The sequence below is a fragment of the Streptomyces sp. NBC_00009 genome (genome assembly GCF_045040855.1).
GTDB classification, from domain to species: Bacteria; Actinomycetota; Actinomycetes; order Streptomycetales; family Streptomycetaceae; genus Streptomyces; species Streptomyces aureus.
Genome location: NZ_CP108312.1, coordinates 4266454 through 4289542, shown reverse-complemented (window position 1 = coordinate 4289542; position 23089 = coordinate 4266454). Strand labels below are relative to the sequence as shown.

The following is a 23089-nucleotide window of genomic DNA, read 5'->3' as shown; positions in this document are numbered from 1 at the left end:
CCCGGGCCCGGCACACCAAGTGAGTCAAGCGGGTAAGGCGCCACGAGTAGGCACAGAGTGCGGGTACGAACATGCCGCAGCGCCCGGCGACACCATCAGGGTCAGCGGGCACCGCGGCATTATTCATGCGCCTGGGCTCTCGCCCGGGACTTCTTGTCGCAGCCGCGTGCCGGTCAGGGCACGCGTCAGGACGCGAGAACCTCGTCCAGCAGGGCCTCGGCCTTGTCCTCGTTCGTGTTCTCAGCGAGCGCGAGCTCGCTCACCAGGATCTGTCGTGCCTTGGCGAGCATGCGCTTCTCACCTGCGGACAGTCCCCGCTCACGCTCCCGACGCCACAGGTCACGGACGACTTCCGCGACCTTGATGACATCGCCGGAGGCGAGCTTCTCGAGATTTGCCTTGTAGCGGCGCGACCAGTTCGTGGGCTCTTCGGCGTACGGCGCGCGAAGCACCTCGAAGACCCGGTCGAGACCGTCCTGACCGACCACATCACGTACGCCGACGAACTCCGCATTGTCCGCTGGCACACGCACCGTCAGGTCACCCTGCGCGACCTTCAGCACCAAGTAGGTCTTGTCCACGCCTTTGATCTGGCGAGTTTCGATAGCCTCGATCAGCGCGGCCCCGTGATGGGGATAGACCACGGTGTCGCCAACCTTGAACGTCATGTGACAGGTACCCCTTCCGTGGCTATCCAGGGTAACACGGAAACGGCGTCTTCTGAATGGCGTTTTCGCAGGTCAGGGCATATCTCGGGGCTTGACAACCACAACCGGAACGTGCTGCGGAGGGCCTGCGGAAGGGGGTATTCGCAGGTCGGAGCGGCTCTTCGGCGGAGGCGAAACGCGCACGTTACACCTACCCGGAAGAGTCCGCAGGGGGTTGAACGTCCCGGTTTGCGTGGTTCGAAGTGCTGCACTTCCGCTACTCCGTTCGGTGACTCGGAGACGCGTGCGACCCGAATCCGGAATTGATCACCGTGGCGGGTGATCAATTTTCCGTACCGCCATGCATTCCTTACCGGAAATCCGCAGGATCGGCCCCGCGGCCCTTATGTGAATGGTGAACGGGAGGCCAATGCGGCCTGTCACGTTTGGTGAGGTGAGAGGGGCCGAGGGGGGTCGGCGGGGGTGTGATCGCGGGCGGGGCGGGCCGTGCGCGCCGCGGCCGGAGCGGGAGATCGGCCGGTGCCGAGATCCACCCGAAACCCCCTAGGGGCGGGTCGGGTGCAGCGGCGCGCGAACGGCTCGGTAACCTAAGCCCGCTGACAGACCCTTAGGGCGGCTTTACACCCGTCCAGGGCGTCCAGACCCTTACCGCCCACGTTCAAGGAGTTGCCGCCGCCGTGAGCAGCAGCCTTCGACGCGGCACCCTCGCCGCCGCCGCCCTCGCGTTCTCGATCGCCTCGCTCGCCGCGTGCGGCGCCGGAAACAATGCCCAGACGCTGGAGGTCAAGCCGGACAACGCGGAGACCTCCGTCGGGGACATCCGGATCCAGAACGCCACCGTGATCACGCAGCCCGACCTGGAGTCCACGGGTCCGGCCGTCGTGACCGCGACGCTCTTCAACAATGGCTCCAAGGCCCAGACCCTCGACTCGATCGCGCTCGACGGCGTCGGCAAGAAGGCCGAGCTGTCGGCCGCCGACGGCAAGAAGACCGTGACGATCCCGGCCGGCGGCTCCCTCGTGCTCGGCGGGCAGGGCAACGCGTCCGCGCAGCTGCCCAACAGCCGCACCGCCGACCTCGACGGTGACGTGCGGGCGCTGACCTTCACGTTCAGCACCACGGGCGCCGTCAAGATCCAGTCGTTCGTCGTGCCGGCCGAGAGCTACTTCAAGAAGTGGGGGCCGAGCGAGATCCCGGCCGTGCCGAGCACGGAGCCGTCGGAGTCCGCGTCCGGCTCCGCGACGCCCTCCGGGTCGGCCACCCCGTCCGGCTCCGCCTCGCCGTCCGAGTCGACCTCGGGCAGCCCCGCCGCCGGGCACTGATCACGTACGTATGCAAGGGCGAAGGGCGGGACCCCCGGTGGGGATCCCGCCCTTCGGCGTTCCGTGGCTGGGTCACCGCCGTGACCCGGCGGTCTACGGCTCGAACTTGTAGCCCAGGCCGCGCACCGTCACCAGGTAGCGCGGGGCACCCGGGTCCGGCTCGATCTTGGCGCGCAGGCGCTTGACGTGGACGTCCAGGGTCTTGGTGTCGCCCACGTAGTCCGCGCCCCAGACGCGGTCGATCAGCTGCATGCGGGTCAGGACGCGGCCCGCGTTGCGCAGGAGCATCTCGAGGAGGTCGAACTCCTTGAGGGGCAGGTCGACCTTGGAGCCGGAGACCGTGACGACGTGGCGGTCCACGTCCATGCGGACCGGGCCGGCCTCCAGGGCCTGCGGGGTGACCTCCTCGGGCTCGCCCCTGCGGCGCAGGACCGCGCGGATGCGGGCGACCAGCTCGCGGGACGAGAAGGGCTTGGTGACGTAGTCGTCGGCTCCTATCTCGAGGCCCACGACCTTGTCGATCTCGCTGTCCTTGGCGGTCACCATGATGACGGGGACGTTGGACCGGCCGCGCAGCTGGCGGCAGACCTCGGTGCCGGGCAGGCCCGGCAGCATCAGGTCGAGCAGGACGAGGTCGGCGCCGTTGCGCTCGAACTCGTCGAGTCCGTCGGGGCCCGTGGCCGCGATGGCGACCTCGAAACCTTCCTTGCGAAGCATGTACGACAGGGCGTCGGAGAACGATTCCTCGTCCTCGACGACGAGCACTCGGGTCACGGAAGGACCTCCGGGGCGGCAGGAATGGGATCGTATGCGGTTGTCTCGTCGGGCCCGTCGGCGTCGTTGCCGTCGTGGTGTCCGTATGCGTCGCCGCCTACGTGTCCTGGGCCGCGGTCGCGGGTCGCGCCTGCCTCCGGCAGCCGCAGGGTGAACGTGGAGCCCTGGCCTTCGGAGCTCCATACGGTGACTTCCCCGCCGTGCGAGGCAGCCACATGCTTGACGATGGCGAGGCCGAGGCCGGTGCCGCCGGTGGCCCGGGACCGGGCCGGGTCGACTCGGTAGAAGCGCTCGAAGATGCGTTCCTTGTCCTTGTCGGAGATTCCGAGACCCTGGTCGGTGACCGCCATTTCTATGAGGTCTCCGCCGGGTGCGCTGACCCGGCGCACGGCTATGCCCACGCGGGTTCGGGCCGGGCTGTAGTTGACGGCGTTCTCGACGAGGTTGCCGAGAGCCGCGGCGAGCTGGCCGCGGTTGCCCCAGATCCGGAGGTCCGCGGTGCCTCCCGCGGCCATGGTGATCTGCTTCGTGCCGGCCTGGTGGCGGCAGCGGTCGATCGCCTCGGCGACGAGTTCGTCGACGCGGACCGGCTCGGCGTCCTCCAGCGGGTCGTCGTTCTGCACCCGGGACAGGTCGATGAGCTCCTGGACCAGGTTCGTCAGGCGGGTCGCCTCGATCTGCATCCTGCCTGCGAAGCGCTCCACCGCCTCCGGGTCGTCGGACGCGTCCATGACCGCCTCGGAGAGGAGGCTGAGCGCGCCGACCGGGGTCTTCAGCTCGTGGCTGACGTTCGCCACGAAGTCGCGGCGGACCGCCTCGATGCGGCGGGCCTCCGTCAGGTCCTCCACGAGGAGCAGGACCAGGCGGGAGCCGAGGGGGGCCACCCGTGCGGAGACCGCGAGGGCGTCTCCGCGGCCGGTGCCGCGGCGGGGCAGGTCGAGCTCGACCTGTCGTATCTCTCCGTCACGGCGGGTGTCCCTGGCCATGAGGAGCATCGGCTCCACGGCCAGCTTGCCGCCTCTGACCAGGCCGAGGGCGTACGCCGCCGAGCTGGCCTTGACCACGCTGTCCGCCTCGTCCAGGACGACGGCGGAGGAACGCAGTACGGAGAGGACGGTGTCGACGCCGGGTGGAAGGACCGGGTCCGTGTGCAGGGAAGTACGGGTGGGGCGTTTCTGGTCGCGTTCGCTCCAGCGAAACGCCAGCATGGCGATCACGCCGGTGCACACCCCGGCGATCGCTGCCGCTGCGGCGACCGCCGCGTTCACGTCCATGCCCCCAGGTTATGCGCCTCGTAAGCGCTGCCCACAGCCGTCCGAGTGGTACCTCGAACACTCGTCGCCCAGAGTTCACCTTGGGTATGGGGGTGATTCATTTGAGGTGACGGAAACGGACGCGTACAGGGCCGAACGTGGGAGCGTGGGGCACAGCAGCCCCGTGCAGTCTGAGTGTGCAGTGAGTGAGAGGGACAGTTGTATGCGTGACGCGTACCACGAGGAACTTGACTCGATCGGCGAGGGCCTGGTCGAGATGGCCCGCCTTGTCGGGTCGGCGATCGGGCGCGCCACCACGGCCATGCTCGACGCCGATCTGAAGCTGGCCGAGAGTGTCATCGCGGCGGACCAGAAGGTCGACGATCTGCAGCATGACCTGGAGGCGCGGGCGATCGCCCTGCTCGCGCGGCAGCAGCCCGTCGCCACGGATCTGCGGATCGTCGTGACCTCGCTGCGGATGAGCGCGGACCTGGAGCGCAGCGGGGACCTGGCGCAGCACGTCGCCAAGCTCGCCCGGCTGCGGTTCCCGGACCAGGCCGTTCCGCACGACCTGCACGCGACCGTCCTGGAGATGGGGCAGCTCGCGCAGCGGCTCATGGCGAAGTCCGCCGAGGTCATCATCACCAAGGACGTCGACCTCGCGCTCCAGCTGGAGCAGGACGACGACGAGATGGACCAGCTGCACCGGACCCTGTTCCAGCACCTGATGGACGACCGGTGGAAGCACGGCATCGAGACCGCCGTGGACGTGACGCTGCTGGGCCGTTACTACGAGCGCTTCGCCGATCACGCGGTCTCCGTGGCCAAGCGTGTGGTGTATCTCGTGACCGGTGAGCACGCCGACGAGATCCAGGCGCCTCAGCCGCAGCCTGTCGACGGCAGCTGAGCCGGGCCCCTCTCGGGGTGGCCTGTCGGACGGGGGCCCCGCACCTGTGTGGTGCGGGGCCCCCGTCATGTTCCGTCATGTCAGCCCGAGCAGCCGCCGCACTGGCACGGTGCGCCCGACTGGCAGCCGCAGCCGCAGCCCGAGCCGCAGCCGCAGGCGCCTAGCAGGACCAGCCGGTGCGGCTGCGCGACTTCCGTGGGCTGCTCTGCGACGGCTTCGGGGGTGGGGGACTCGGCCATGGTGTTCCCTCCTCGGGGCGAACTGCCTGTCCCCCAGTTCATGCCCAGCCCGGCGGGCGCGTCAACGGCGCACACGCGCGCGGGTGTTCGCCTTTGCGGCCACTGTGTGACCGATGGTGCCGATGAGCAGCAGGGCGACCACCGTGCCCAGCGTGAATGCCTCGAACGCCGTCCGCGACACCCCCCACGTGTCGTGGAAGTCGTATGTGATGCCGAGCAGCGCCTCCAGCGTGCCCGGGAACAGGGCCGCCCAGGAGCCGATCAGGATCCACGCGTAGACCAGCGCCGCGCAGATCATGAACCCCTTTGTCCCGAACGGGACTTGGTACGGGCGCGGTACGTCCCTGTGGCGCAGGCGCAGGACCGCCAGGGCCGGGATCACCGTCAGGTACGAGAGCAGCAGCGTCGTCACCGCGACGGTCAGGACGACCGAGAACACCGCCGCCGCGTCGCCGTCCGCGAGCCGCATCGCGGCCACCATGAACACCGTCGCGATCGCCCCCGACAGCAGGTTCGTGCGCACCGGTGTGCCCAGCGTGGGGTGGAACGCGCCCAGCTTGCGGCTGAAGAAGCCGCCGTCCGCCGCCGCCATCGCCTGCATCCGGTCGCTGACGATCATCCAGGCGCTGCCCTGGGTGAGGAGCGCGAAGACGAAGAGGAGCGCGGTCGCCTTCAGGAGTGCGCCGCTTGCGCCTCCGTAGATCGTGAAGATGGTCTGGGCGCCCTCCATGAAGCCGCCGATGCCGGTCACCTTGCCGGGCGGGACCACGGAGAGGATCGCCAGGACGGGGAGCAGGTAGCAGGCCGCCGCGATCGCCGCGGAGCGTCCGAGGGCTGTGGGGACGTCGCGTTGCGGGTTGTGCATCTCCTCGCCCGCCGCGTTCGGGGCCTCGAAGCCCACGTACGCGAAGAGGAGTATCGGGACGAGGGCCAGGAAGCCGGCTGTCGTGGGGGTGAAGGTGGCGGTGGTGTTGTCCGCCGTTCCTGTCAGGCCCTGGAAGCCGTGCTCCAGTCCGTACGCCACTGCCGTCGCCGTGAACACGGTGAGCGCGAGGACCTTGGCCGCCGCGCCCGCCGTGGTGATCCATTTGCCTTTGCGCAGCGAGACCACTGCCGTGAGGATCGCCGTCCAGATGAACACGGTCTTGAACGTGTAGTCGGCGAACGTGCCCTGGCCCAGGTGGAACACGAAGCCGTCCCACGTCTCCGCGGCGATGAACACCAGGGAGCCGCCCAGCCAGATCGGGTTCGTCACCCAGTAGAAGAGCGTCGTGATCGCCGCCGTCAGGCGGCCGAAGGCCAGTTTCACCCAGACGTAGGGGCCGCCCTCCTGGGGGAAGGCCGCGCCCGTCTCCGCGAAGAGCAGCGCGTACGGGATCAGGAACGCGACGGCTATGACCGCCGTCCACGTCACCGCCTCTCCGCCGCCCGTCGCGATCTGGCCCACCGTGTCGAAGGAGATCACCGCGGCCACCGCCATCGCCGTGATGTCGAAGCGGCGGAGGCTTCTGTGGAGGTTGGGGGTGGAGGGGGGCGCCGGGTTGGGCGCGTGTGGGTGTGCGTTCTTGTCTGTGGTCGGTGTGTTGGGCACGTCGGTCTGTCCTCGGGGGCTGCGGAGGGGTGGGACGGTGCGGGTGCCTGTGCGGGGGCGTGGGCGGGGGTGTGTGGGTGCGGCTCCGTGCGGCGTGCGCCGTGCGCTCCGTGATTAGTGGTGCGGTGCCGCGGCGGGATGTACGTGCTCGCTGTTCTATGGGTTCTGGCGCGAGCACATGAAGCCCGAGCGCTCCCCCACGTGGCTCCGCGCGCACATCCGGCCACGTCCCCTCCCGTCGGGGCGCGGCTGCCGGCCGGTGGGCTACTTCGTGATCTCGCCCGTCGGTGTCGTGCGCTCCAGGACCGAGCGCATCGCCGTCGCCGCCTCCTTCGCCTCCTGCTCCGTCATGATCAGCGGCGGGGACAGGACCAGGCTGTGGGCCGAGTCGCGGACGATCACGCCCGTCTCCTTGCGGATCACGTCGTGCGGCATGCGGGCCGGGTTCAGGGGGAGGGGGGTGCGGGTTTCGCGGTCCGCCACCAGTTCGACCGCGAGCATCATTCCTACGGAGCGGATCTCGCCGACGATCGGCAAGTCGCCCAGTTCGGTCACCAGTTGGTCGTGGAGGTGCTCGCCCATCGTGATCGCTCGGGGCAGGAGGTTTTCCCGTTCGATGATGTCCAGGTTGGCCAGCGCTACTGCTGCTGCCACGGGGTGGCCGTTGTACGTGTAGCCCATCGGGAAGCCGTGGTCCTGGAGCAGCGCCTCGGTCACCTCGTCGGAGACCAGGAGTGCGCCGAGCGGTGTGTAGCCCGACGTGATGCCCTTGGCCGTCGTGATGATGTCCGGCTTCACGTCGAAGTGCTGGGCCGCGAACCATTCGCCCACGCGGCCGTACGCCGTCACCACCTCGTCGAAGATGAGCAGGATGCCGTGGCGGTCGAGGACCTCGCGTACGCGCGGCCAGTAGTCCGCCGGCGGGACCAGCATGCCGCCCACGCCCATGATGGGCTCGCCGATCATCGCCGCGATGTTGGAGGCGCCGATCTCCGCGATGCGGCCCTCCAGTTCGGCGATCAGGAAGTCGGTGGGGTCCTGGTTGTTGTAGAGCTCTGTGCGGTACGGCCACGGGGGCGTCAGGTGGCTGACGTGCGGCATCATCGGGGCGAAGCCCTCGTGGTAGACCGGGAAGCCCGTCGCCGAGCCGCCGCCGTAGCCGATGCCGTGGTACGCCTTGTCGCGGGCCAGGATCCAGGTGCGCGAGCCCTCGCCCCGGCGGTGGTGGTAGTAGCGGGCCATCTTGATGGCCGCCTCGTTGCCCTCGGAGCCGCCCGACGTGAAGTAGACGTGGTTCAGGTTGTCGGGGGCCAGGGTGGCGAGGCGGGCGGCCAGTTCGATCGCCTTGTCGTTCGAGAACTCCCAGAAGCTCGTGAAGTATTCGAGCTGCTGCATCTGTGCGTGCGCGACGTCCGCGATCTCCTTGCGGCCGTGGCCGACCTGGGCGAGCCAGAGCCCGCCGGTCGCGTCGAGGTAGCTGCGGCCTTCCGCGTCGGTGAGGCGGCAGCCCTTGCCCTCCGTCATCACCACGCGTTCCTCGGCGGTGCCGGGGAGGTAGGGGTGGATGATGTGCGCCCGGTCCGTGACGGCGAGCTGCTGTGCGGGGGTGAGGGTCATGGTGGTCGTCCCTTCAGGATGCTGCGGGTGCTGTCATCGCGAGTGCGGTCAGGGCCAGGGTTTTCGCCGTGGCTACCAAGTCGCTGACCTCGATGTATTCGTCGATGGTGTGGAGGGTCGGGGAGCCGTCCGGGCGCGTGGCCGTCGGGCCGAGGCAGACCGCCGGGGTGTCCGCCAGGCGGGTGAGCGTGGCCGCGTCCGTCCAGGACGGTTCGCCGAGGATGCGCGGGCTGCGGCCGAGGCTCGTCGCCGTGGCCAGGAGCGAGGCGACCAGCGGGTGCGCGCCGTCGACCTCCGCCGGCGGGAGTTCGGTGTCCCAGGCGAAGGCCGGGGGGTACGCGGTCAGCCAGGGGTCGGCCGCGACCGCCTTCGCCACGGCCGTCTCGATCTCCGCGCGGACCCCGCTCGCCCAGCCGCCGGCGTCTGCTTGGACCGGTAGGTAGGTCACGTCCAGGGACACCTCGCAGGACGCCGGGTACGTCACCCACCACTCGCCGCCCTTGATCGTCGTCGGGACGATGGAGGGGGGTGGGAGGAGGGGGTGGTTGTGGGCCGGGTCCGCCGACCAGGTGGCCCGGAGGTTCTGCAGTGCTGTCAGGACCGGGAGCGTCTTCTCGATCGCGTTCACCGCGCCGCCCTTGCGCCAGTCCCCCGGCGGATACTCGGCGTGGCCCGGGCGGCCGGCCACCGTGACCGTGCCGCCGAGGATGCCGCGCTGGGCCGTGACCACGTCCAGGTCGGTGGGCTCCGGCACGATCGCGGCGTCCGCCCGTACGCCGTAGCCCACGGACGCGAGCGTGCCCGCGCCGTTCCACTCCTCGTCCGTCGCCGTGTTGATCAGGAGGTCGCCGGGGAGGCGGATACCCAGCGCGGCGAGGGTCTCGGCGGCTATCACCGCTGCCGCTATGCCGCCCTTCATGTCGCAGGTGCCGCGGCCGTAGAGGCGGCCGTCGCGGAGGGTGGCCTGAAAGGGGTTCGATGACCATTCGTTTTTGGGCTCTGCGGACACGACGTCTATGTGGCCGTTGAAGAGCAGGCTTCTGCCGTTTCCCGTGCCCGGGAAGCGCGCGATCAGCTGGGGGCGGCCGTCGAAGCCGAGGCCCGGTGGCGTCTGGGGTGATGGCGGCAGGTCGGCCGGCTTCGGGGTGAAGACGTCCGCCGTCGCGCCCGCCGCGCGCAGGCGGGCCGCCAGGTACTCCTGGAGGTCGGCCTCGTCGCGGGCGGGTTCCGACGCGTCGCCGCGGACCGTCGTGTCGAACGCCACCAGGTCCGAGGTGAGGGCGACCAGGTCGTCCGTGCGGCTCTCGATGGCCGCGAGGAGCGCTTCGGTTTCCGTGCGTACGTGGGTCATGCGTACGTGATCCAAGTCGTCTTCAGGCCCGTGTACTTGTCGAGGGAGTGGAGCGAGAGGTCCCGGCCGTGGCCGGACTGCTTGAAGCCGCCGAAGGGGGTGAGCGGGCTCAGGGCGTCGACCGTGTTCACCGAGACCGTGCCGGCGTGCAGCGCGTCCGCGACCCGGTGGGCGCGCGCCAGGTCCCGCGTCCACACCGAGGCCGCCAGGCCGTACGGGGAGTCGTTCGCGGTCGCGGTCGCCTCCTCCTCCGTGGTGAAGGGGTGGACCGTGAGGACCGGGCCGAAGAGTTCCTCGCGGGCCAGGGGCGCGTCGGGCCGCAGGCCGGTGACGATCGTGGGCGTCACGTACGCGCCGTCGCGGGTACCGCCCAGGATCACCTTGCCGTCCGACGCCTCGATCGCGCTCAGGACGCGGGTGGCCTGGGCCTCGTCCACCAGCGGGCCGAGGTTCGTGGCGGGGTCCAGCGGGTCGCCCGGCACGAAGCGCGCCGCGTGCTCCGCCACCCGGGCCGTGAAGTCGTCGGCGACCGAACTCTCCACCAGAAGGCGGGTGTTGGCCGAGCAGACCTGGCCCGCGTTGTACGAGAATCCCCAGGCCGTGCGCTCCGCCGCCGCCTCCAGGTCCGCGTCCGCGAAGACCACGTTCGGGCTCTTGCCGCCCGCCTCGGGCCAGACCTGCTTCATGTTCGACTCGGCCGCGTAGGACAGGAACAGCTTCGCCACCGCCGTCGAGCCGGTGAAGACGAGGGTGTCGACGTCCGGGTGCAGGCCCAGGGCGCGGCCCGCCGTGTCGCCGAGGCCGGGGACCACGTTCAGGACGCCGTCGGGCAGGCCCGCCTCGGCCGCGAGTTCGGCCAGGCGCAGTGCGGAGAGCGGGGACTGTTCCGCGGGCTTGAGCACGACGCTGTTGCCCGCCGCCAGGGCCGGCGCCAGCTTCCAGCCGGCCAGGTCGAGGGGGAAGTTCCAGGGGACGACGGCGCCGACGACGCCGAGCGGGGTGCGGCGGACCGTGGCCAGGTTGCCGGGGGGCGTGGGCGCGATCTCGTCGTAGAGCTTGTCGGCGGCCTCGGCGTACCAGGCGAAGACTCCGGCCGCGCCGGGCACGTCCGTGCCGTACGACTCGGCGATCGGCTTGCCCATGTCGAGGGTGTCGAGGAGGGCCAGCTCCTCGGCGTTGGCGGTGATCAGGTCGGCGAGGCGGAGGAGGGTGCGCTTGCGGGTCGCCGGGTCCGTGCGGGACCAGCGGCCGTCCTCGAAGGACGTGCGCGCGGCCAGGACCGCCGCGTCGATCTCCGGTGCCCCGCCGAGGGTGACGTGTGCGGTTGCCCTGCCCGTGGCGGGGTTGGTGGTGGGGAAGGTGGCCTGCGACTGTGCCTCGGCCCATGCGCCGTTGATGAACGCCCTTGTGCGCGGGGTCAGTTCGGCCGCTCGGCGCTGCCAGTCTGCGTAGGTGTTCATGCGGCTGCTCCTTCAGGTGCGGGTATGGCCTTGAGGCGTACGGCGACGAGGTAGGCGGGGACGGTGACCACGAGGCCGGCGATCCAGCCGAGGTCCGTGTCGCCCAGCGCGTGCGCCAGCGGGCCGGTGTAGAGGGACTGCGCCATGAACGGGATCTCGGCGAGGATGCCGATCGCGTAGACCGTGAGCGCGGTGGCGTTCCAGCGGCCGTAGATGCCGCCGTCGCGGGCGAAGAACGACTCCACGTCGTACGCGCCGTGCTTGACCAGGTAGAAGTCGACGAGGTTGATCGCCGTCCAGGGGATCAGGACGTACTGGAGTACGTAGATCAGGTTGAGGTAGCTCGTCATGAACGAGTCGGCCAACGCCAGGGCCAGGACCACCGAGAGGGCCGTGAGTGCTGTCGCGAGGGCTGTGCGGCCTGGTGCTTTCGGGAGCCAGCGGTGGGCGAATGTCTGGATCGCCGTCACTGCGCACAGCACCGCCCCGTAAAGGTTCATGGAGTTCGTCAGCATCGTGACGAGGGCGAAGCTCCACAGGGTGAGCTGGCCGAGCGTCGTGCCGAGGAGGCTGTCGAGGGCGCCGATCGGGTCGCTGCCGCCGCTCGCGATGCCGATCGCCGAGCCGACCGCCATCGGGATCAGGCTGCCGAGGACGCATCCGGCGTAGGTGCACCACAGCGTCGAGCGGACGCCGGCGCGGTCGGCCGGCATGTAGCGCGAGTAGTCCGACACGTAGGGCGCGTACGCGATCTGCCAGAGGGCGCCCACGGAGACCATGCCCAGGAAGCCGGCGAGGCTGAAGCTGCCCTTGGAGAGGAAGCCGTCGGGCAGGCCGCCGAAGAACAGGTAGACGGCGCCCACCAGTTGGACCGCGCCGAACGCCCAGGTGGTGACCGAGCCGATGCGGTGCATGAGCCGGTAGCCGATGACGGCCACGACCAGGCTGACCAGCGCGCACAGCAGGACGCCAGTGCGCTCGTCGACCGGGGTGACCTCGGCGAGCGACTGGGCGCCGACCACCAGGTTCGACGCGAAGAAGCCCTGGTACATCACGATGACTACGAGGACGACCGCCAGTGCTCCTACGCTGCCGAACTGGCCGCGGCTCTGGATCATCTGCGGTACGCCCAGCTGCGGGCCCTGCGCCGAGTGCAGCGCCATCAGGAAGCCGCCACCGAGGTGGCCCACGAGGAGGGCCGCGAGGCTCCAGACGAACGAGAGGCCGAAGGCCGTGGGGGCGAGGGCGCCCGTGACCACCGTCAGCGGGCCCAGGTTCGCACTGAACCAGATCGTGAAGAGGTCCCGGGTGCGGCCGTGGCGCTCGTCGCGCGGGACGACGTCGATGGTCCGCCGCTCGATTCTCTCGCCGGGTGCGGTACGTGCACCGTCCATCGGACCTCCTTCGGGCGACCGCCGACCTGTCCGTCGACTTCTTTGAGGTCGGATTCAAACAATGGGGTGCCGGGTCGTCAATGCCCTGGACGCAAGGAACTTGATTTATTTGAACCGAGTAACAGAGAATTAACCCATGGGGAACAAGCCTGGGAGACCGAAGAACCAGACGGCGCGCCGCGAGGCCCTCGTCGACGCGGCGGGACGCGCCATCGCCGAGCGGGGCCTGGAGGGGCTGCGCATCAAGGACATCGCCGCCGAGGCGGGGATGTCTGCGGGGTCGGTTCTGTACTACTACCCGGAGATGGGCGAGCTGGTCCTCGAAGTGCACCGGGGCGCCGTGGAGCGCTATCTGACCGCGCGGCAGGGGGCCGTGGACGGGGCGACCGGGGCCGCGGCACGACTGCGGGCCCTCGTGGGGAGCGGGCTGCCGGGCGGCTCGGGCGACGCCGTGCACGGACTGCTCTTCGAGCTGCACCGGCGCGCCGACCGCAGCTCCGGGCACGCGACCTTGATGGCGTCGCTCTTCGCGCGCGAGGTCGCCCTGTACGCGACCGTGCTCGAAGTCGGCGCGGCCGTCGGGGAGTTCACGCTCACCGAGCCCGTCGCCGACCTCGCGCGCAACCTCGTCGCGCTGGAGGACGGCTACGGGCTGCACATCGTCAGCCGCAACGCCGAGCTGACGCCGGACGTCGCCCGGCGCCTGCTCCTCGGCTACGCGCGGACGGTCACCGGCTGCCCGGAGCTGTGAGCCGGGCCCGCTCCCGGTCGTCGCCCGCGAGGGCCACCGCGGTGAGCGCCATGCCCAGCGCGCCGTCGAGGACCGCCCGGTCCGCGTCCGGGGTGACGCACGCCGCCGCGAACTCTTTCTGGTGGTTGACCGCGGGCAGCGAGTTGATGCCCAGGTAGGGGTGGATGGCGGGTAGGGCACGGGACACGTTGCCCATGTCTGTGGAGGCGCGGTTCATCCGGGCCGCCGGGGATCCGGAGCTGTCGAAGGTGCGGCCGAGGGATTCGGCCGCCTGCCGGTAGGCGGCCAGCATCGCGGCGTCGTTGCGGAACTCCGAGTACGGGCGGGACTCCGGCTCTATCTCGAGGTCGCAGGCCGAGGCGAGCGCGCCGGCCTCGAAGCATTTCTCGACGCGCGGCTGGAGCGCGGACAGTTCCTCAAGGCTGCCCGCGCGCACGTACCAGCGACCCTCGGTCAGCTCCGGGATCGCGTTCGGGGCCTCCCCGCCGCGCGTCACCATGCCGTGCACGCGCGTGGTGGACGGGAGCTGCTGGCGCAGGAGTCCGATGGCGACCTGGGCGACCGTGAAGGCGTCCGCCGCGTTGCGGCCCTGCTCCGGGTAGGCCGCCGCGTGCGCCGCCTTGCCGTGGTAGCGGACCTTGAGGTGCGCGACCGCGTACGGGTCGGCCTCGGCGACGTCCGCGGGACCGGGGTGCACCATCATCGCCGCGTGCACCCCGTCGAAGGCACCGCGCTCCAGCATGAGGATCTTGCCGCCGCCGCCCTCCTCGGCCGGGGTGCCGAAGACGGTGACCTTGAGGCCCAGCTCGTCGGCCACCGGCGCCAGTCCGGCCGCGGCGCCCACCGCGGCCGCCGCGATGACGTTGTGCCCGCAGGCGTGGCCGAGGCCGGGCAGCGCGTCGTACTCGGCGCAGATCGCGAGGTGGAGCGGGCCACTGCCGACGGTGGCGGTGAAGGCGGTGGGCAGGCCCGCGGTGCCGGTCACGACGTCGTAGCCGAGGCCGCTTAGGGCGTACGCGGTCCAGCGCGCAGCCTTCTCCTCCTCCCACGCCACCTCGGGGTTCGCGTGGATGCGATGGCTCAGGGCGAGGAGTTCGGGCGCCGCCTTCGCGACCGCCTCGCGCACGGGCCTCACTCGTCCCCCGGCACGCCGTAGTTCGGCGCCGCGTCCGGGGCGAGGGCCCGTTGCACGTACGCCTCCTGCTGTGGCTCCCACAGTTTCCACAGGTCCGCGAGCTCCGCAATCGGGTCGCCCTCGGTCCAGTCCACGCGCAGGTCCGTCACCGGCCACTGCTGTGCGTCGACGACGAGGAGCCCGGCCGAGTGGACGGGGCCCGCCTCGCCGCCCGCCGCCGCGCCCGCGGCCAGCGCGTCGACGAGGCGGCGGGCGAGCGGAGCCCGAGGGTCCGCGCCCGTGAACGCGTCGAGTACCGCCTGGGGGACCCCGGGGCCCGACAGCAGGTTCCCCGCGGCCACAGCGTCGGGGCCGACCGCCTCCGCGTACGTGCCGAGGGTCCGCGCGCCCGAGAAGACCGCGCCGGGTCCCGAGGTGCCGACGGCCGTCAACTGCCGCCATTCGGCGTGGGGTTGGGCGGCCACCTCGCGTACGGCCGTCTTCGCGGGCACCCCGGATTCCAGGAGGTCGAGCAGGCGGGTGCCCAGGCGCGGGTCGGTGACGTTCTGCGAGCAGACCGCGCCCACTCCGGGCCGTACGTGCGCGCAGCGCGCGGCGACGGCCGGCGAGGACGAGGTGACGGCCACCCCGAACCGGCCCGTGCGCGGACACCGCGCGGCGATCGAGAACGTCATCGGCGCTCCTTCGGGATGACGGCCGTCGCGTCGATCTCGACGAGCCACTCCGGGCGGGCCAGCGCCGACACGACCAGGCCCGTGGAGACGTAGTGGACACCCTTCAGCCAGCGGCCCATGACGCGGTAGACGGGCTCACGGAAGCGGATGTCCGTCAGATAGACGGTGATCTTGACGATGTCGTCGAGGCGGCTGCCGGACTCCTCCAGGAGCATCGCGATGTTCGCCATGGCCTTCTCGGCCTGGGCGGCGACGTCCCCGACGCCGACGTTCTCGCGGGTGTCGAGATCCTGGCCGATCTGGCCGCGCAGATACACCGTGCCGTCGGCGACGACCGCCTGCGCGAGGTCGTTGGACAGGTCCTGCTCGGGGTAGGTGTCCGCCGTGTTGAAGGGGCGGATGCGCCGGTGCGTCGTCACTTGGCCTTCCTCCCGAGCGTGCCGAGGACGTTGTCGCTGAGGCCGGCCGCGTCCTTCACCAGGTCGAGCGGGCCCTCCCAGTCGAAGTTGCGGTACACCGCGCCGAGGTGCGCGAACGGCGGGGACTGCGCGAAGAGCTGGAAGGTCAGCCGGTGGCCCGCGTAGTCCGAGTTGAGCAGGTCACGGGCGTACGCGAGGAGCTTGCGGCGGTCCTCGGCGACCCAGTGCTCGTTGATCGAGTAGAACTTGTCGAGCCACGGCTTGGTGTCCGGGTGGTCGAAGGACGCCTTGTCGGGCGTGATGCAGATCTGCCCGCCGCACAGCTCGCGCGCGATGTGCATCATCTCGTGCAGCTGCGAGCAGGCCAGGACGCGGCCGGTGTACAGCAGCGACTGGTTCGGCATGAGGAGCCCGCCGGGGCTGGGCTCGGCCATGGCGATGGACGCGGTCAGGTGCGCGTTGATGCCCTCGCGGTAGCAGGCCAGCGTCGCGAGCTTCTCCTGGACTGCCTGCTGCTTCTCCAGGCCCGTCTGCTTCACGTTCCACAGCGCGGCGCCGATCATCAGGTCCGCGAGCCGCAGGTTGCGCTGCGTGAACGCGAACGCGCTGTAGCGGTGGAGCGTGGCGCGGATGAAGGTCGCGGCCTTGGTGTCCCGGTAGAAGAGGACGTTCTCCCAGGGGATCTCGACGTCGTCGAAGACGACCAGGGTGTCGACCTCGTCGAAGCGGCTGGAGACCGGGTAGTCGGCGGGCGGCTTGGTGCCGGCGAAGCCCGTACGGCAGATGTACTTCAGGCCCGGCGAGCCCATGTCGGCGATGAAACCGAGGGCGTAGTCGGAGAGTTCGGAGTCGCCCCAGTTCGCGATCGTCGGCTTCGTGAACGCCTGGTTCGAGTACGCGGCGGCCGTCTCGTACTTGGCGCCGCGCACGACGATGCCGCTGTCCGTCTCCCGCACGACGTGCAGGAGCATGTCCGGGTCCTGGTCCTGGGGGCGCTTGGAGCGGTCGCCCTTCGGGTCGGTGTTCGCCGAGACGTGGAACGGGTCGGCGAACAGCGCGTGGTCGATGTGCCGCTTGACGTTCTCCGCGTACGTCGGGTTGATCGCGTTGAGGACGTCCTGGCCGTCGATGAGCGACCAGACCTCGCCGATCGTCTCGTCCCCGACGCGGGTGACGACACCGCCGACGTCGCTGAGCACGGCGTCCGTCGCCGCCCGCTTCGCGTCCCAGTCCTCGCGGGTGCGCGGCGGCTTCTGCTGGATCGCGTTGACCTCGCCGGTCGACTCGTCCTTGTACGTCATCGAGTCCCGGGTCGCCGGGTCGTGCGCCATGTCGTAGATCCGGGCGCGTATGTCGACCAGCGGCTTGAACGCGGGGTGCGTGGTCACGTCGGTGACCTTCTCGCCGTTCATCCATACGTCGCGGCCGTCGCGGATCGACTCGCGGTACTGGTCTCCGGTGCGGATCATGCGCCGTGCTCCTTAAGGGAGTTGAGGGGGCTCGGGGTGGCGTACGTACGGGCGTGGTGGACGAGGGGGTGGGCGCCGGACGCCGTGGAGGCGACGACGGCGCCGAACAGGACCTGGTGCGTGCCCTGCGTGACAGAGTCGGCGAGGCGGCAGTCGAAGGCGGCGGCCGCGCCGCGCAGGACGGGCGCGCCGGTGGCGAGGACGTCCCACTCGGCGCAGTCGAAGTCGTACGGGCCGCTTCCGTGGGCGGGGCGGCCCGCGAACACGTCCGAGACGTGGGCCTGGCCGGCGGCGAGGACGCTCACGGCGATGACGCCGTTGCGCACGGCGGCCGCGGCGAGGGGGCTCCGCTCGTTCACACAGACCAGCAGCGAGGGCGGGTCGGCGGAGACGGAGCACATGGCGGAGACGGTCTGGGCGAAGCGACCGGCCGGTCCTTCTGTGGAGACAACGGTCACGCCCGTCGCGGCGTTCCCCATCGCGGCCACGAAGTCCTGGCGGGATGTGAGGAGTTGGTCCGGAGCAATGGTCATGAGCGGCCTCCCTCGGAGCGAGTGGGCTGTGGTGCGACCACTATGCGAGGGGGAGCCTGCATCCGTACAACAGATCTTTTCGTGTTACTGGATCTGTTTTGGAGATACCTTCGGGATGTGCCGCCCTGAGCTGGGCTCTCAGGACCTGAGCGCTTCCCGGCACGCCGTCGCGAACGCCTGCGCGCGGCCCGTCAGCCGGACCCCGCGCAGCTTCGCCAGGACGACGGGGAGCGCGGGCAGCGGGTCGGCGAGCGGCAGGGCGACGACGCTCGAACCGTCGTACGTGCGGTCGTGCGCGGGCCGCTGGTTGAGCAGCGACCAGCCGTATCCGGCGGCGACCAGGGCGCGCACGGTCTCGTAGCTCCTCGTGCGGTGACTGATGCGCGGCTCGACGCCGGCCTTGGCGGCGACGGAGCGGAAGTAGTCGCGGCTGGCGGGCAGGTCGAGCAGGATCATCGGCTCGTCCGCGAGGTCCGCGAGGCGGGCCCGGCCGCCGCCCGCGAGCCGGTGGCCCTCGGGGACCAGGGCGTAGGGCGGGGCCATCGCGAGGACCTCGCACTCGATGTCGGCGTCGAGATCCATGTCGTAGAGCAGTGCCAGTTCGCAGGCGCCCGTGCGCAGGCTCTCCTGCACGGCCGGGATGTCGCCCTCGACGACCTCGACGCGCACGGCGGGCTGGCGCTCGCCGAACTCCCGCAGCAGGCGCGGCAGATAGAACGGGGCGAGCGTCTGGAAACAGCCCACCGCCAGCTCGCCCACGAGGTCGGCGCCCAGGCTCCTGGCCGATTCGGCGAGCTCGTCGGCGTGGGTGAGGAAGCCGCGCAGCTCGTGCAGGAACCGCTCCCCCGCGGCCGTCAGCTCCAGGCCCTTCGCGTGCCGGCGGATCAGGAGCTGCACGCCGAGCTCGCGCTCCAGGTGGTGCACGGCGGTGGAGACCGCGGACTGCGAGACGTTGATGCGGTGCGCCGCGGCGGTCATGCTGCCGAGCTCCGCGGCGGCGAGGAAGTACCTCAGCTGCACGAGGGTGAAGTTCGCGTCCTTGGCCATGGCGGGATTGTGCCCCGGGCGCCTGCGAGCTGTCTGCATCTCGAAAACAGATGTAACTCCCGTGAAATCGATGTTTGACCGGGGATTGCGAGGGTGGCGAGACTCCCCAACCAACCCGCACGCCCGAACACCCCCGCCCGCCCCCTCGTTTTCCGGACAGGGAGTCCGTATGCCCGCCACACCCGAGGCGGCCCCGGCCGTCGAGCAGCACACCATCGACCACGTCCCCGAGAACGAGCGCCACGGCCGCGTCCGTGACCTGTTCACCATGTGGTTCGGCACGAACATCGCGCCGCTGCCGCTGGTCACCGGCGCCATGGGCGTCCAGGTCTTCCACCAGTCGTTCTGGTCGAGCGTCGCAGCGATCCTGGTGGGCCAGCTCGTCGGCGCCGTCTTCATGGCGCTGCACTCGGCGCAGGGCCCGCAGCTCGGCGTCCCGCAGATGATCCAGAGCCGGGCGCAGTTCGGCAGCGTGGGCGCGCTGCTCATCGTGGTCGTGGCGGCCGCGATGTACATAGGCTTCTTCGCCTCGAACATCATCCTGGCGGGCAAGTCGCTGCACGGCCTCGCGCCCGCCGTGCCGGTCGACGCGGGCATCGTGCTGGGGGCGCTCGGCTCGGCACTGATCTGCTGGGTCGGCTACCGCCTCATCCACACCCTAAACAAGATCGCGACGTGGGTGCTCGGGGCGGGCATCCTGGCCGGCCTCGCCGTGGTGGTCGCGCGCGGCCTGCCCGACGGCTTCTTCTCCGCGGGCTCCTTCACGTTCGCGGGCTGGCTCGCGACGGTGTCCCTGAGCGCCCTGTGGCAACTGGCCTTCGCCCCGTACGTCTCCGACTACTCGCGCTACCTGCCGCGCACCGTCCGTACGGCGTCGACCTTCTGGGCCACGTACTGGGGTTCGTGTCTCGGCTCGACTCTGCCGTTCCTCGCGGGCACGGTGATCGGCCTCGCGTCGCCCGGCACGGACGACACGGTGGCGGGCTTCGACAGCGCGGCGGGCGGTTTCGGCCCGGTCGTGCTGCTCCTCTTCCTCTTCTCGGTCATCAACCACAACGCGCTCAACCTCTACGGCGCGGTGCTGTCCCTGATCACCGTCTGCCAGACGTTCCGCCCCGCGTGGACCCCGCGCCAGAGGGCCCGCGGCGTCGTCTCCGCGGTGGTCCTCGTGGGCGCGCTGCTCATCGCGACGGCGCTGTCCAGCGACTTCGTCTCCAGCTTCGTGAACCTCGTCCTGGTCCTGCTCGTCGTCCTCGTCCCCTGGACGGCGATCAACCTCATCGACTTCTACCTCGTCCACCGCGGCCGCTACGCCCTCGGCGACCTGTTCACGCCCGACGGCGGGCGCTACGGCCGCTTCAACCCGGTCGCCCTGACCTCGTACGCGATCGGCATCGCGGTCCAACTCCCCTTCGTCGCCACGTCGCTGTACACGGGCCCACTGGTCGCCCCGCTCGGCGGCGCGGACCTGTCATGGCTCGTGGGCCTGGTGGTAACAGCGCCCGTGTACTACGTGTGGGCGCGCCGGGTGGCGATGCGAGGCGGGACCGCGGCGACGGAGGCCGAGACGGCGGCGGCGGCCGCTTCTGCGACCGCGTGACGGCGTTCGCCTGAGCCCCGGCCTCGCCCGGGCTCCTGGCAGTCGGCCAGACCGGCACCTCGCCACGGCGCCGCTCCCGCCCGCCGGGTCCACCGTGGCGAGGCCCATTCGCTTTCCCGCGTCCCACCCGCAACCCACAACCCGCAACCGCCGACGTCCCAGCCAGTGTCTGAGCGGGTGAGGCCACGCACCCGGCCAACACGACACGGGGGAAGGCAGGTTCATCGATGGCATGGGACGAGTGGGAGCAGCTCAAGGGTGAGGCCACCCAGCGACGGCACGCCGGTATGCAGCTCAACCAGGCACCTCCCGGCGGTGGTGGCGGAGGCGATCTCATCGTGCGGCAGGACGATCTCGGGGCCGTCGGGCACGAGGCGTTCACGCTGCACACCCGGCTGGGCAAGCAGGTCGACATCGCGGGTGCCGGCGCGGACGAACACGGCTCCGGTTCCACCATGCAGGCCGCTGCTGAGCTGAAGAGCCATCACTTCGGTGCCGGTGGCGAGCTCGAGACCACCGTGGAGCTGTGGACGAGCCAGGTGAAGTCCGTGCTCCAGGCCTGTGCCCACATCTCCAACCACCTCGACTACTCGAAGAAGCTGCACAGTCACGACGACGCGAAGATCGCCGCGGAAGTGCGCAACCGGGACGGCTCCGCCATCTCCGTCTCCAGCCTCAACGGCTACTTCAAGTAGAAGACTCCTGCCATGTACCGAACGGGGGCGTGCGGCGCGTGAACTACACAGATCTGATCGAGGTCGACCTCGGCAAGCTAGGCACCGCGGTGACCGACTGGAAGCAGGCGGTGGACCACCTGCAGACCCTCTCCGGTGACGCCCGCGACGGGCTGAAGGCCAAGTCCGACAAGGCGCACTGGGCGGGCCTCAACGCCGACGTGACCCGGGAGTTCGTGGACAGGACCACGAAGGAGATCTCGGACCTGCACGCGGAGGCCAAGAGCATCTGGAGTGTCGTCGAGGACGCCCACGGCGAACTGGAATCACTGCAGAGCCGTGCCAAGCGCCTGACCGAGGCGGCGCGCAAGGAAGAGTTCATCGTCATCGACGAGAAGAACGGCACGGTCAAGGTGATGGAGGCCGTGTGCAAGGTCGACGAGAAGCCGGGCGGCCAGAAGAAGATCGACATCATGCAGTGGTACGCCGACACCATCACCGGCCTCGTCGCGCACGCCTCCGAGGTCGACGCCGCCCTGGTCCGCGCCCTGCAGAAGAGCCGCGGCACCGACGCCTTCAACGCAGGCCACGCCACGTACACCTCGCTCGACGAGGACATGATGCCGCGCGCGGAGAAGCTCGCCGAACTGGGCGATGACGCCGATCCGAAGCAGCGCGCGGAGCTCCGGCGGCTCTGGGAGTCCCTGAGCCCCGAGGCGCGGGCGCAATTGTGGACCCACCACAAGGACGACCTGCTGTCCGCCGGTCTGCTGACCCCCACGGTCAAGCGCGGGGCGTCCGACGACGGAGCAGGTCCGTACGACGTCGAGGACCCCGGCATGCACGACTACTGGATCCAGCTCCAGGCCGAAGGCATGGCGAACGCGGGGGACTTCATCGGGAACACCGACGCCGCTCGGAACATGGATCACTATCTTCGGGGGCTCGGCACCCCCATCGACCTGGATGTCGACCGGATGCTCACGGACGACGAGTCCCTGCGCCTGGCCTCGCAGGGCACCATCGCGGGGCAACAGGAACAGTGGAAGCAGCAGGCGCTGGCTGCCTTCGAGAAATCCGGCGGGAAACCCGTCACCATCCCGGTGGAGACCCCGCCCCAGGGCTACACCCACAGCGACCGCAACTGGTATCTGGCGGTGGGCAGCGCGACGACGAACACGACCGGAGCCGTGACCGTCACCCCGGGCGCGGATGGAAAACCCAAGGTTTCGCTCGACTACCAGGTCAACGTCTGGGACCGGTACAACTGGGACCCGGGAAAGTCCACCGAGATCGGCCCGACCGAAGTGACCGACGCGGACATGGCGCGCCTCCACACGACGGGTCTGGCCAGGGAGTTCGACATGCGAGGCAGCGGTTCGGTGCAGCACTACGACCTGGGGTCGGGCCCCGCGAAACTTCCTGACCCGGCCGATCCCGGACGGGACGGAACCCGCACTGACATCGGACGCAATGGGGATGCACGGTGAAGGTGCGGCCCTCCTCGATGCCCCCCGTGCGAGGCATGTCCGCCGGTGCGTTGGGCCTCGCGGTCTTCGCCCTGATCACGGCATGCTCGGGGGGCGGCACCGGCGCCGGGCGTGATGCCGGTGCGGATACTCGTCGGCAAGTCCCCACCTGGAAGTCGGGCGTGACCCCCGCCGAGGTCGGTGAGCTGATGCACGTACCGCTTCCTGACGAGGCCACCGACCGGCGGGCCGCCTACCAGAACGGGTTCCAGGACGACGGGCTTCTTCTGGCCTTCACGGTGCCGACCGCGCGCGTGGGCGCGTTCTTGACACGGCTCGCCCCCGAGCAGCCGCTCACCCACCGCGCCAAGGCCCTGACTCGGTCGGTGAAACCCATGACGCCGTTCGCGCGCCTCGGGCTGAAGGAGCCGGAGACGCTTGCGGACGTGCGCGGGGGACCGGTGTGCGCGCCCTGTGCGGGCGAGTTGAACTCCCTTGAAGTGGCCGTGCATCCGATCGATGCGCAGCGCAGCCGGGTCTACCTGCGCGGGGTCGACTGACCCGGCCGGCGGACACCGACCGGTGGACACCGACCGGTGGACACCGGGTGGTGGACACCGGGTGGTGGTGGCGATGGACGGGGGGCTGCTGGGGAGGCGGTGCCCGCGTTGCCCCCCCCAGTGACCAGTGACTGCAGGGGCTGTGGTGACTGGAGAGGCGGGGCGTGGGGCCCCGCCCTACG

Annotated in this window: 21 protein-coding genes; 7 read left to right on the top strand and 14 right to left on the bottom strand. The window is 70.3% G+C overall.

What is annotated here, in order from left to right; translation table 11 throughout:
• Nucleotides 1-185: 185 nt before the first annotated feature.
• A complete protein-coding gene (locus OHA58_RS19455) occupies nucleotides 186-668 on the bottom strand; it encodes a CarD family transcriptional regulator (RefSeq protein ID WP_003953493.1) in 483 nt (160 codons plus the stop codon).
• A gap of 677 nt (nucleotides 669-1345) precedes the next feature.
• On the opposite strand from OHA58_RS19455, the gene OHA58_RS19450 reads away from it, so the two are divergent.
• A complete protein-coding gene (locus tag OHA58_RS19450) occupies nucleotides 1346-1990 on the top strand; it encodes a DUF461 domain-containing protein (RefSeq protein WP_405480221.1) in 645 nt (214 codons plus the stop codon).
• A 93-nt stretch (nucleotides 1991-2083) separates the two neighbouring features.
• On the opposite strand, the gene OHA58_RS19445 is transcribed toward OHA58_RS19450, so the two are convergent.
• Nucleotides 2084-2764, bottom strand: a complete 681-nt coding sequence (locus OHA58_RS19445) for a response regulator transcription factor (RefSeq protein WP_111665435.1) — start codon at nucleotides 2762-2764, stop codon at nucleotides 2084-2086.
• Nucleotides 2761-4038 carry a sensor histidine kinase gene (locus tag OHA58_RS19440; RefSeq protein ID WP_405480219.1) on the bottom strand — a complete coding sequence of 426 codons (1278 nt, stop codon included), beginning with the start codon at nucleotides 4036-4038 and terminating at the stop codon, nucleotides 2761-2763. Before OHA58_RS19440 ends, OHA58_RS19445 begins: the two co-directional genes overlap by 4 nt.
• Nucleotides 4039-4240: 202 nt before the next feature.
• On the opposite strand from OHA58_RS19440, the gene phoU reads away from it, so the two are divergent.
• A complete protein-coding gene (phoU, locus tag OHA58_RS19435) occupies nucleotides 4241-4924 on the top strand; it encodes a phosphate signaling complex protein PhoU (RefSeq protein WP_266562819.1) in 684 nt (227 codons plus the stop codon).
• Between the two features lie 300 nt (nucleotides 4925-5224).
• Here the strand turns inward: phoU and OHA58_RS19430 are convergent, their stop codons facing one another.
• The 5 genes from OHA58_RS19430 to OHA58_RS19410 all read right to left on the bottom strand — a co-directional run bounded on the left by OHA58_RS19430 (nucleotide 5225) and on the right by OHA58_RS19410 (nucleotide 12576).
• Nucleotides 5225-6754 (bottom strand): APC family permease, encoded by a 1530-nt coding sequence (locus OHA58_RS19430; protein WP_405480218.1) that lies wholly within the window; start codon nucleotides 6752-6754, stop codon nucleotides 5225-5227.
• Between the two features lie 264 nt (nucleotides 6755-7018).
• On the bottom strand, nucleotides 7019-8371 hold the full coding sequence (locus OHA58_RS19425; protein WP_405480217.1) for an aspartate aminotransferase family protein: 1353 nt from the start codon (nucleotides 8369-8371) through the stop codon (nucleotides 7019-7021).
• Between the two features lie 13 nt (nucleotides 8372-8384).
• Nucleotides 8385-9722: an ArgE/DapE family deacylase gene (locus OHA58_RS19420; RefSeq protein WP_405480216.1), complete on the bottom strand. Its 1338-nt coding sequence runs from the start codon at nucleotides 9720-9722 to the stop codon at nucleotides 8385-8387.
• Nucleotides 9719-11182: an aldehyde dehydrogenase gene (locus tag OHA58_RS19415; RefSeq protein ID WP_405480214.1), complete on the bottom strand. Its 1464-nt coding sequence runs from the start codon at nucleotides 11180-11182 to the stop codon at nucleotides 9719-9721. The genes OHA58_RS19420 and OHA58_RS19415 overlap by 4 nt, the downstream gene beginning before the upstream one ends.
• Nucleotides 11179-12576: a purine-cytosine permease family protein gene (locus OHA58_RS19410; protein WP_405480213.1), complete on the bottom strand. Its 1398-nt coding sequence runs from the start codon at nucleotides 12574-12576 to the stop codon at nucleotides 11179-11181. Before OHA58_RS19410 ends, OHA58_RS19415 begins: the two co-directional genes overlap by 4 nt.
• 136 nt (nucleotides 12577-12712) lie before the next feature.
• Between OHA58_RS19410 and OHA58_RS19405 the strand changes: the two genes are divergently transcribed.
• Entirely contained in the window at nucleotides 12713-13327 is a 615-nt protein-coding gene (locus OHA58_RS19405) for a TetR/AcrR family transcriptional regulator (RefSeq protein WP_405480212.1), read from the top strand.
• On the opposite strand, the gene OHA58_RS19400 is transcribed toward OHA58_RS19405, so the two are convergent.
• The 6 genes from OHA58_RS19400 to OHA58_RS19375 form a co-directional block, all read right to left on the bottom strand.
• Entirely contained in the window at nucleotides 13305-14462 is a 1158-nt protein-coding gene (locus OHA58_RS19400; RefSeq protein WP_405480210.1) for a M20 family metallopeptidase, read from the bottom strand. The genes OHA58_RS19405 and OHA58_RS19400 overlap by 23 nt on opposite strands.
• On the bottom strand, nucleotides 14459-15136 hold the full coding sequence (locus OHA58_RS19395) for a DUF1028 domain-containing protein (RefSeq protein WP_405480209.1): 678 nt from the start codon (nucleotides 15134-15136) through the stop codon (nucleotides 14459-14461). The genes OHA58_RS19400 and OHA58_RS19395 overlap by 4 nt, the downstream gene beginning before the upstream one ends.
• Nucleotides 15133-15555: a RidA family protein gene (locus tag OHA58_RS19390; protein ID WP_389548577.1), complete on the bottom strand. Its 423-nt coding sequence runs from the start codon at nucleotides 15553-15555 to the stop codon at nucleotides 15133-15135. Before OHA58_RS19390 ends, OHA58_RS19395 begins: the two co-directional genes overlap by 4 nt.
• Nucleotides 15552-17024, bottom strand: coding sequence for a 4-hydroxyphenylacetate 3-hydroxylase family protein (locus tag OHA58_RS19385; RefSeq protein ID WP_405480207.1), 1473 nt, complete (start codon nucleotides 17022-17024; stop codon nucleotides 15552-15554). Before OHA58_RS19385 ends, OHA58_RS19390 begins: the two co-directional genes overlap by 4 nt.
• Entirely contained in the window at nucleotides 17021-17557 is a 537-nt protein-coding gene (locus tag OHA58_RS19380; protein WP_375997196.1) for a flavin reductase family protein, read from the bottom strand. The genes OHA58_RS19385 and OHA58_RS19380 overlap by 4 nt, the downstream gene beginning before the upstream one ends.
• A gap of 138 nt (nucleotides 17558-17695) precedes the next feature.
• A complete protein-coding gene (locus tag OHA58_RS19375) occupies nucleotides 17696-18604 on the bottom strand; it encodes a LysR family transcriptional regulator (protein WP_266562797.1) in 909 nt (302 codons plus the stop codon).
• A 169-nt stretch (nucleotides 18605-18773) separates the two neighbouring features.
• On the opposite strand from OHA58_RS19375, the gene OHA58_RS19370 reads away from it, so the two are divergent.
• The 4 genes from OHA58_RS19370 to OHA58_RS19355 all read left to right on the top strand — a co-directional run bounded on the left by OHA58_RS19370 (nucleotide 18774) and on the right by OHA58_RS19355 (nucleotide 22907).
• The gene (locus tag OHA58_RS19370; RefSeq protein WP_405480204.1) at nucleotides 18774-20204 is read left to right on the top strand and encodes a purine-cytosine permease family protein; all 1431 of its coding nucleotides are present in this window, start codon (nucleotides 18774-18776) and stop codon (nucleotides 20202-20204) included.
• Nucleotides 20205-20431: 227 nt separating this feature from the next.
• Nucleotides 20432-20899 (top strand): hypothetical protein, encoded by a 468-nt coding sequence (locus OHA58_RS19365; RefSeq protein WP_405480203.1) that lies wholly within the window; start codon nucleotides 20432-20434, stop codon nucleotides 20897-20899.
• A 38-nt stretch (nucleotides 20900-20937) separates the two neighbouring features.
• On the top strand, nucleotides 20938-22368 hold the full coding sequence (locus tag OHA58_RS19360; RefSeq protein ID WP_405480202.1) for a hypothetical protein: 1431 nt from the start codon (nucleotides 20938-20940) through the stop codon (nucleotides 22366-22368).
• A 35-nt stretch (nucleotides 22369-22403) separates the two neighbouring features.
• Nucleotides 22404-22907, top strand: a complete 504-nt coding sequence (locus OHA58_RS19355; RefSeq protein WP_405480200.1) for a hypothetical protein — start codon at nucleotides 22404-22406, stop codon at nucleotides 22905-22907.
• Nucleotides 22908-23089 lie beyond the last annotated feature (182 nt).